This window comes from Lamprocystis purpurea DSM 4197 (assembly GCF_000379525.1).
GTDB lineage: Bacteria > Pseudomonadota > Gammaproteobacteria > Chromatiales > Chromatiaceae > Thiodictyon > Thiodictyon purpureum.
In genome coordinates, this window is the sequence record NZ_KB902545.1 from 19134 (window position 1) to 27562 (window position 8429).

Here is an 8429-nt window from a genome sequence, read left to right on the forward strand (position 1 = left end):
TCGGCGATTTAGAACAGAAAGTACCGCTGAGCAAAAGGCAGCACGGCGGCAGGCTCGCAGGTGAGCAACTGACCATCCGCGCGGACCTGATAGGTCTGGGGGTCGACCTCGATCAACGGCTGCCAGTCGTTGTGGATCATGTCTGATTTACGCAGACCGCGGGTGCCCCGCACCGTGCCGATCAAGCGCTGCAACCCAAGCTGTTGCGCGATCCCGGCCGCGCCGGCCGCTTGCGAGAGAAAGGTCATACAGGTCGCCCCGAGGGCGCCGCCGAAGGCACCGAACATGGGGCGGTAATGGACCGGCTGAGGCGTGGGAATGGAAGCGTTGGGGTCGCCCATGGGCGCCGCAACGATCAGCCCGCCCTTGATGATGAGACTCGGCTTGGCGGCAAAGAAGGCCGGGCGCCACAGCACCAGATCGGCGAGCTTGCCGACGGCGACCGAACCCACCTCATGAGCGATGCCGTGGGCAATGGCCGGGTTGATGGTGTATTTGGCGACATAGCGCTTGGCGCGGACGTTGTCATGCTCCGCCGGGTCGCCGGCCAGGGCGCCGCGCTGCACCTTCATCTTGTGAGCGGTTTGCCAGGTGCGGGTGATGACCTCGCCGACCCGGCCCATCGCCTGGCTGTCCGACGAGATCATGCTGAAGGCACCCAGGTCATGAAGGATGTCTTCCGCGGCAATGGTCTCCCGGCGAATACGCGACTCGGCAAAGGCCACGTCCTCCGGAATGGACGGCGACAGATGATGGCACACCATCAGCATGTCCAGGTGCTCATCCACCGTATTGACCGTATAGGGCCTGGTCGGGTTGGTCGATGACGGCAGGACATTGGGCAGGCCGGCGGCCTTGATGATATCCGGGGCATGGCCGCCGCCCGCGCCCTCGGTGTGATAGGTGTGGATGGTGCGGTCTTTGAAGGCAGCGATCGTGTCCTCGACAAAGCCGCTCTCGTTCAGGGTATCCGTATGGATGGCGACCTGGACATCGTAGCGCTCGGCCACCCCCAGACAGCAGTCGATGGCGGCCGGTGTGGTGCCCCAATCCTCATGGAGCTTGAGCCCCATGGCGCCGGCGCGCACCTGTTCCTCCAACGGGAGCGGCAGGCTGCCGTTGCCCTTGCCAAGAAAGCCCAGATTGACCGGCAGCCCCTCGGCCGCCTGCAACATGCGATGGAGATTCCAGGGTCCCGGCGTGCAGGTGGTGGCATTGGTGCCGGTCGCGGGCCCGGTACCGCCGCCGATCATAGTCGTGATCCCGGACATCAACGCATCCTCCACCTGCTGCGGGCAGATGAAATGGATGTGCGCATCGATGCCGCCGGCGGTGAGGATCTGGCCCTCGCCCGCGATGATCTCGGTACCGGGGCCGATCAGGATATCGACGCCCGCCTGAGTATCCGGATTGCCGGCCTTGCCGATGCCGGCGATCCGCCCATCCTTGATGCCGATATCCGCCTTGACGATCCCCCAGTGATCGAGGATCAGCGCATTGGTGATGACCAGATCCGCAACCTCGGCCGCCTGGCGCTGGCATTGGCCCATCCCATCGCGGATCACCTTACCACCGCCGAAGCTGACCTCATCCCCATAGTGGGTCCGGTCCGCTTCGACCTGGATGATCAATTCCGAGTCACCCAGGCGCACCCGGTCGCCGACGGTGGGTCCATAGAGTGAGACATAGGCGGCACGATCGATGCGGCTCATGGCGTGACGCCCTCCAGTGCCAGTGCGCCCATCACGCGGGCATTGAAACCATAGACCTGACGGCTGCCGGCATAGGGCACCAGCGTGACGGTGCGGCTCTGGCCCGGCTCGAAGCGCACCGCGGTGCCGGCCGGGATATCCAGCCGCCAACCGCGGGTCGGCGCGCGGTCGAAGCGCAGCGCGGCATTGGTCTCAAAAAAATGGTAGTGGGAGCCGACCTGGATCGGCCGGTCGCCGGTATTGGCGACCTCCACGGTGCGGACCGGACGTCCGGCATTGAGTTCGATGGCACCGGCGGCGGGGAGCAATTCGCCTGGGATCATGGGTTTGGACTCCTGAAAACTTGCTGATTCCGGTCTCTCAAGCGCCGGATCAAACAATGGGGTCATGCACCGTTACCAACTTGGTGCCGTCCGGGAAGGTCGCCTCGACCTGAACCTCGTGGATCAGCTCCGGGATGCCGTCCATCACATCCTCGCGCGTGAGCAGGGTCCGGCCATGGTTCATCAACTCGGCGACCGAGCAGCCGTCGCGGGCGCCTTCCAGGATGGCGCAACTGATAAAGGCCACGGCCTCCGGATAATTGAGCTTGACACCCCGTGCCTTACGCCGCTCGGCGACCAGGCCGGCGGTGAACAGCAGGAGTTTGTCTTTCTCTCTGGGGGTGAGATCCATGGCCGCCTCCGGATCGGGATCGCTGACTTGGGTTGACGGAGCAGACGGGCGATGGGTTGGACCCGTTCCGCGGCCGACCAGCCGCATGCCCGCGCAGTCCGGCACCAAGTATGCCCCAAAGCGCGAGGAAAAGCCGGTACCGGGGGCTGAGTCAGCAGTTCAAAATTTGGGCGGCAGCGAAGCCGATGGTGGATGCGCTGCGCTTATCTACCCTACAACACCGGCTCCGTTGTAGGGTGGATAAGGCGCGCCGCTCGGTGTCAGGGACCCGGCACGGCGGTCGCGCGCGCCGCATCCACCAGAGGTCGCGTCTGCAAACCTGTGTTCAATAGGTCATCAGGTCGACCAGATCCGCGGCGCACAGGCCGGGCGACCGATCAACCGGGGCCGCAGCAAACCCCATAAGGCGGTGAAGAGCCGGTGCACGGGCTCGCTGCCCTGGGCGAGGGCGCGCACGACGAGCAGGTCGCCGACCAGGGTCGCGCCCCACAGAATCTCCGCCGCACCCGCGTGAGTGCGCACCGCCGCCAGGTCGCCGGCAGCGGCGCCGGTCGCCAATAAGGTGGCGGTGAGCGGGTAGCCGCGCAGACCCGTGGGGCCGTCGAGCCCTGCGCCATGGTCCAACCACAACCGCTCCAGGAGCAGCGGCACGCCGTCGCGCCGCACGTCGAGACGCAAATCCGCCTGCCCGACGGCGAAGCGCTCGGCCACCGCGGGCCGTCCCAGACACTGGATTTCCCAGCCCAGAAAACGGGCGCCCGCGGCCAACTCGACCGCCGTGTGCAGCCGCAGGTTGGCACCCGAAAACAGGATGTTCTCCTGTGGGAACCACTCCAGCACCCCGTCCGCGGCCACCATCAACCGCTGGACCTGCTCCGCCCGCGGGCCGGCGCTGCGGTAAAACTTCGCCGCACCCGGGGTGGTGATGAGCGCATGGGCGCCCCCCCCCACCTGGACCGCGACCTCCAGCCGGTCCCCACCCACCACGCCGCCGGGCGGGTGCAACAGATAGCAGTGGCAGACGCCGCCCTCCGGATAGAAAGGACGCTGGACCGTGAGCGGGCCGAATTGGCGTTTATGGGCGAGCCGGGTCCGACCGGACCGCTCGGCAAACCCGAGTTCGAGTCGGGCTTGCCAGCCTTGGGGTTCTGCGCGGGCGACAGCCATGTCTGGGTCGGGGTGGTTGGTCAAGGGGTCCGGAACTCCACGGGCGGCTTGAACGCTCGGCGCATCCTAGCGCACCGCGGACCCACGCGGGTGTTGCCGTGTTGGGCTGGGGCACCCGCGACGAACTCGGCTAAACTGCCAAGGTCAATCCGCCACCTCAGGGATGCAGTCCGCGACTGGCGGTCACGGAAGTGACCGTTGCTTTCGGGGATTTCGGACAATCCTTGCAGCGCTTGCCGTCCTTGTACTTCTTGCAGCACTTGCCGGGCTGTTTGCTCATGGTCGTAGGCGGTGCGTCACTGGGCCGCGGCCGTCGCGGCGGCCTGGTTGATCTGTTGCGCCAACGCGGCGAGTTCGTTGTCGATCATCAGCAAGCTTTGGCCTTGATCGCCGAAGATCCGCAGGCGGCCGAGGATGTCTTTCACCGTCGCCTCCTCCTCGATCTGCTCGGTCACGAACCAGTGCAGAAACACGTTGGTCGCGTGGTCCTTCTCGGTCAGCGCATGGTCGACCAGGTCGTTGATCGAGCGGGTCACCCCGCGCTCGTGTTCGAGCGTGCGCTCGAAAATCTCCATCACCACGCTCCCCACGGTCTCCGGTACCGGGACCGCCTTCAGCGTCACGGCGGCATCCTGATCGATCAGGTACCTGAACATCTTCAACGCATGGGTCATTTCTTCGCCGTGCTTGGCCAGGAACCAAGCCGCGGTCCCCTTGAGATTCATCGCTTCAGTCTGCGCCGACAGCCCCAGGTAATAGTAGGCTGAGTACATTTCGCGGTTGATCTGGGCGTTGATCAGCGTCGCCATGTCTTTTGAAATCATCGGGGGCGGTCTCCTGCTGCGGTTGGATTCGGCTGGGTCGACGGCCGCGGGTGCTGCTGCGTGCGTCGGCCGCCACGTCTGATCCTGTACGTGACCTTTGGCTGCCGTTTTTCAAGACGTCGCGGGAGACCGCGGCGAATTCCAGGCGGCCGGCGACAAGGAGCGCCGCGGCGTCCCCTGTCGCTGGTCAACGCGTCAGCCCCCGTCCCGTGGACGACCGCTCACAGTGACTTCTTGCAGAAGTACCAATCGACGCACTCATGCTCACCGGCGGCGACCCGCGCGGCGGCCTCGGCGACCGTACCCGGCGGCGGCACGATGACCTTATCGCCCGGCTGCCAGTTCTCCGGAGTCGCCACCTTGTGGGTATCCGAGGTTTGCATGGCCCTGACCAGGCGCAGAATCTCGTCGATCGAGCGGCCGTTGCTCATCGGGTAGTAGAGCATGGCCCGCAGCACCCCATTGGGATCGATCACGAAGGTTGCCCGCACCGCCGAGGTGTCACTGGCACCGGGCTGGATCATGCCATACGCCTTGGCGACCTGCATGGACAGGTCGGCGATGATCGGGAAATCGATCTCGACATCGAACTTTTCCTTGATGTTGCGTACCCAGGCAACATGACTGTAATGACTGTCGATGGACAAGCCCAGAAGGTCACAGCCGATGGCCTGGAAGTCCGCGTGGCGGCGGGCGAAGCCCATGAACTCGGTGGTGCAAACCGGGGTGAAATCGGCCGGGTGGGAGAACAATACGAGCCACTTGCCGCGGTAATCCTCCAAGGTCTTGCGGCCATGAGTGGTGGGGGCGTCAAAGGCTGGTGCCGGCTCATTGAGACGCGGCATGGCGGGAATGGCGTTGATTTCGATCGTCATGGTTTTCGACTCCGTTGTCGGTCAGGGTGATTCGCTTGAATGCACTTTAGTATTTTCCATTGCGTCTGCAAAATCGTTTGGCTGAATCGCGACTATCGCAAATAGCTATTGACAATAGTCAATCAACCGGCGGCCTTGATCATCGTTCCGGCCGTAGGGTGGACAAGCGCTAGCGCAGTCCACCGAATCCCGCGCCGTCGCTGGTGGACTGCGCTGCGCTTGTCCACCCTACGAGACCGCATGGCCGGAACAACGATCAAGGCCCGACGGAAGGACACGGAAAAGCGCATCGTTACTGTGCTTTCCGTATACTCCCGATATTGAACGCTATGGTTCAGCGCTAACGCCGGTAATGACTCGCGTATTCGAGCGAAACCATCCCGCCGCCCGCCGCGAACACGCGCATCCTGGCGTACCTGCCGCCATTGGTTTTGATGACATACAGGTTGTTCGTCATTTCCAAACTTCCAACCGTCCATCGGCGAGCTTCTCGCCATGCCAACTGTCGCCAACCGGATAGCTCAAGACGAGTTCGCCGGCGTGGACGCCAATCCAATATCCCAGTCGCCCGAAAACCGCAATGCGACCTATTTTCATTTATGTTAGGAGCATGTATAGCTGTTGAGACTCGTTCTTATTCTCTGTAACTTTATGTGGACAACCGGCCATGAGCCGCTACAGCCATCATGTCCCCGGACGCCTGCGGGTCCGGACCCAGTCCTTCCGCTGTCAGCCCGGCAAGATCGAGGCGGCGGTGGGTCGGCTGCGTGAGTCGACAGGGATCGACGCCGTGGCCGTGAACACCCGCGCGGGCAACATCACTGTTCACTACGACCCCGCGCAACGCACCCATGCCGAGTTGCTGGCAATGCTGGAAGAGATCGGCTGCGTCGGCGCCCGTCGCGTCGCGGGTCAGTTTCCGATCCCACCCGCACCGTCCCCCGCATCACAGATAAGAAAGCCACCAATCCTTGCGCGTCGCTTTGATCCTGGCGAACCAGCGGCATACGGGGTAAAGCAACAGTACGCACAGCACCCAGGCTCCGTAGGTTAGCGCCAGATCAAAATGGAAATCATGGGGCCAGGGCGGGCTCGGCGGGTTGGCGAACAACCATGGCGCGGCGCCGTAGCGCCAGGTGGCCCAGGCGATCGCCATGGCGTGCAACAGCGGTAAATGCAGGACATAAAAAAGAAAAGGAACCCGCCCGAAGATGGCGAACGGCTGGATCATACCCGGCAGGGACGGACGGTCCAGGGCTGCCAGCAGTATGAATGCCGGCCCCATGGTCATGAGGACATAGCACAAGGATGGAGGGTATTTCGCGCAGGCCAGAAAGCTCAGAAACGTAAATACCGGATTCGGCTGAGCGGTCCATGGATGCAGATCCCCGTAGCCGTTGAGCGTGCGAATGAGGACAAAGGCAATGGTCATGCCCAGACCGATCAGGAACACCCGCCGGCGCCGGATGCCCTGCGGCCACCCCGAGGCCGGGCCACACCCATACCCGGCTGCCATGATGCCGATCCAGGGAATGAGCGGGTAGACAACCAGCAGACGCACATCCCCGAACAGTGGAACATATCCGGTACCGTGCAGTACGGTCCACAGACCCGCGAATGATCCGAAATCTTCGGGCCGCAGGCTGTCCAACAAATTGTGCCCAACAATCATCGACAAGGCCAGAATCAGGATCACCCGCGTGGGCAGATAGATGATTCCAGCCAATGCGACCATGGACCACCCTAGACTCCAGATCACGCCGGCCTTGAGCAGCGTGAAGTCGAAGTTATAGTACCAGGCGACGCGGACCAAGGTCAGCTCCAGCAAAACCAGCCAGAGCCCACGGGTTACCAGCATCCGCGCGACCACTGCCTTCGGCTTACCGCGAGCGGCCGACAGGTAGACACCCAATCCAGCCAGGAAAGCAAATACGGGAGCGCAGAAATCGGTGATCCAGCGGGTCAGGAAAAAAGCCACACTAGTCTGAGCGACATCAATCGGATCGAAATACGCGTGCGAGTTGGAGAAAAAATCACGCGAATGATCTAACGCCATGATCACCATCACGATGCCGCGCAGCACGTCGATACTTTCAAATCGGGCGCGTTGCGGCGATATGAGAACCTCAGCCATGATGGGCACCTGCTCGGGCAACAAGGAACCAGAACACGAAAAACGGTTGTCGGCACTCCACGGGGCCGGGCGGAGCGGACTGGTCATCGCAATTGTGGCACGGCAGGCCACGGGTTGCAGCCTGTCGGACATGCAGCGGCGGCGGCCGAGGGTCAGGCTGTTGAGGATATTGGGGATTCCAGGGATAGGGGTTTGCTCCCCTGAGACCGATCGCGAACACCGCCCGTGAGGGATGCCTACGCTATGACAACCCTTGATCACGCGCATTCGCTGCTGCGGCTCGCCCGACGCGGCGGGGGACTGAGCCCGTTATGCCGCCCGCGATGCCGCGCCGGGTCCAGCATTTGCCGGAGCTGGGCGGCGGTAAGACCTCCTCGGGCCGCGTCGCCTGGTCCGCCCGTTAGCCCGACTTCGACTATTCGACCCAGGATTCCGCCATTTTGGGGCCATTTTGGCTCTTGATGCTAGGGTAAGTACCTGAGCAAGCGAGACCATGGCGCGCGAAAACGGCTGTAGTGCCGACTTTGGTCCTTGATCCGGGCGGCCGTTTTTCTGACACTATTCGGCATGTTTCTGCGATCCAAGACCCGCAAGAAAGACGGCAAAGAGCACCGCTACTGGAGCGTGGTGGAGAACCGCCGCGTGGCGGACGGGCGGGTCGTACAGCGCCACGTGTTGTACCTCGGGGAGATCAACGACGCCCAGCGAGCGGCCTGGTGCCGTTCGATTGCCGTCTTTGACGAGGACGCGGGCGCCGCCACCCAGCTGGCCCTGTTTCCGGAGGATCGCCAGGCGCCGGAGCTGGCCTGTGCGGTGGTCCAGGTCAAGCTGAGCGAATTGCAGTTGCGCCAGCCGCGGCAGTGGGGCGCGTGCTGGGTGGCGTGTGGGCTGTGGGATCTGTTGCAACTGGACACCTTCTGGGCGTCGCGACTGCCACCCAGCCGCAAGGGCACACGCTGGTTAAATGTCCTCAAGACCCTGGTGGCGTACCGCCTGATCGACCCCGGCAGCGAATGGCGCCTGCACCGGCACTGGTTCGACC

The 8429-nt window shown here is 63.4% G+C and carries 8 protein-coding genes and 1 pseudogene; 1 reads left to right on the plus strand and 8 read right to left on the minus strand.

From position 1 onward, the window contains the following. Positions 1 to 8: 8 nt before the first annotated feature. The 8 genes from ureC to A39O_RS0127430 all read right to left on the minus strand — a co-directional run bounded on the left by ureC (position 9) and on the right by A39O_RS0127430 (position 7387). Positions 9 to 1712, minus strand: coding sequence for an urease subunit alpha (gene ureC, locus A39O_RS0127400; RefSeq protein WP_020507858.1), 1704 nt, complete (start codon positions 1710 to 1712; stop codon positions 9 to 11). Further along, positions 1709 to 2035 (minus strand): urease subunit beta, encoded by a 327-nt coding sequence (locus A39O_RS0127405; RefSeq protein WP_020507859.1) that lies wholly within the window; start codon positions 2033 to 2035, stop codon positions 1709 to 1711. The genes ureC and A39O_RS0127405 overlap by 4 nt, the downstream gene beginning before the upstream one ends. A gap of 49 nt (positions 2036 to 2084) precedes the next feature. Next, complete coding sequence (ureA, locus tag A39O_RS0127410; RefSeq protein ID WP_020507860.1) at positions 2085 to 2387, minus strand: urease subunit gamma; 303 nt, start codon at positions 2385 to 2387, stop codon at positions 2085 to 2087. A 336-nt stretch (positions 2388 to 2723) separates the two neighbouring features. Beyond that, complete coding sequence (locus tag A39O_RS0127415; RefSeq protein ID WP_020507861.1) at positions 2724 to 3554, minus strand: urease accessory protein UreD; 831 nt, start codon at positions 3552 to 3554, stop codon at positions 2724 to 2726. A 157-nt stretch (positions 3555 to 3711) separates the two neighbouring features. Then, positions 3712 to 3834, minus strand: coding sequence for a hypothetical protein (locus tag A39O_RS43290; RefSeq protein WP_281170109.1), 123 nt, complete (start codon positions 3832 to 3834; stop codon positions 3712 to 3714). Between the two features lie 16 nt (positions 3835 to 3850). Further along, on the minus strand, positions 3851 to 4378 hold the full coding sequence (locus A39O_RS0127420; RefSeq protein ID WP_040528933.1) for a ferritin: 528 nt from the start codon (positions 4376 to 4378) through the stop codon (positions 3851 to 3853). 221 nt (positions 4379 to 4599) lie between these two features. Continuing rightward, entirely contained in the window at positions 4600 to 5253 is a 654-nt protein-coding gene (locus A39O_RS0127425) for a peroxiredoxin (protein WP_020507863.1), read from the minus strand. 946 nt (positions 5254 to 6199) lie between these two features. Next, positions 6200 to 7387 carry a DUF1624 domain-containing protein gene (locus A39O_RS0127430; protein WP_026199782.1) on the minus strand — a complete coding sequence of 396 codons (1188 nt, stop codon included), beginning with the start codon at positions 7385 to 7387 and terminating at the stop codon, positions 6200 to 6202. A gap of 567 nt (positions 7388 to 7954) precedes the next feature. On the opposite strand from A39O_RS0127430, the pseudogene A39O_RS0127435 reads away from it, so the two are divergent. Further along, positions 7955 to 8429 (plus strand): annotated as a pseudogene (locus A39O_RS0127435) (IS1634 family transposase); the annotation flags it as partial.

Bases quoted from the DNA above. Each gene is read 5' to 3' on its own strand.
- A39O_RS43290 (WP_281170109.1), bottom strand. From the start codon at position 3,834: ATGAGCAAACAGCCCGGCAAGTGCTGCAAGAAGTACAAGGACGGCAAG.
- A39O_RS0127415 (WP_020507861.1), bottom strand. From the start codon at position 3,554: ATGGCTGTCGCCCGCGCAGAACCCCAAGGCTGGCAAGCCCGACTCGAA.
- A39O_RS0127425 (WP_020507863.1), bottom strand. From the start codon at position 5,253: ATGACGATCGAAATCAACGCCATTCCCGCCATGCCGCGTCTCAATGAG.
- A39O_RS0127405 (WP_020507859.1), bottom strand. From the start codon at position 2,035: ATGATCCCAGGCGAATTGCTCCCCGCCGCCGGTGCCATCGAACTCAAT.
- ureC (WP_020507858.1), bottom strand. From the start codon at position 1,712: ATGAGCCGCATCGATCGTGCCGCCTATGTCTCACTCTATGGACCCACC.
- A39O_RS0127420 (WP_040528933.1), bottom strand. From the start codon at position 4,378: ATGATTTCAAAAGACATGGCGACGCTGATCAACGCCCAGATCAACCGC.
- ureA (WP_020507860.1), bottom strand. From the start codon at position 2,387: ATGGATCTCACCCCCAGAGAGAAAGACAAACTCCTGCTGTTCACCGCC.
- A39O_RS0127430 (WP_026199782.1), bottom strand. From the start codon at position 7,387: ATGGCTGAGGTTCTCATATCGCCGCAACGCGCCCGATTTGAAAGTATC.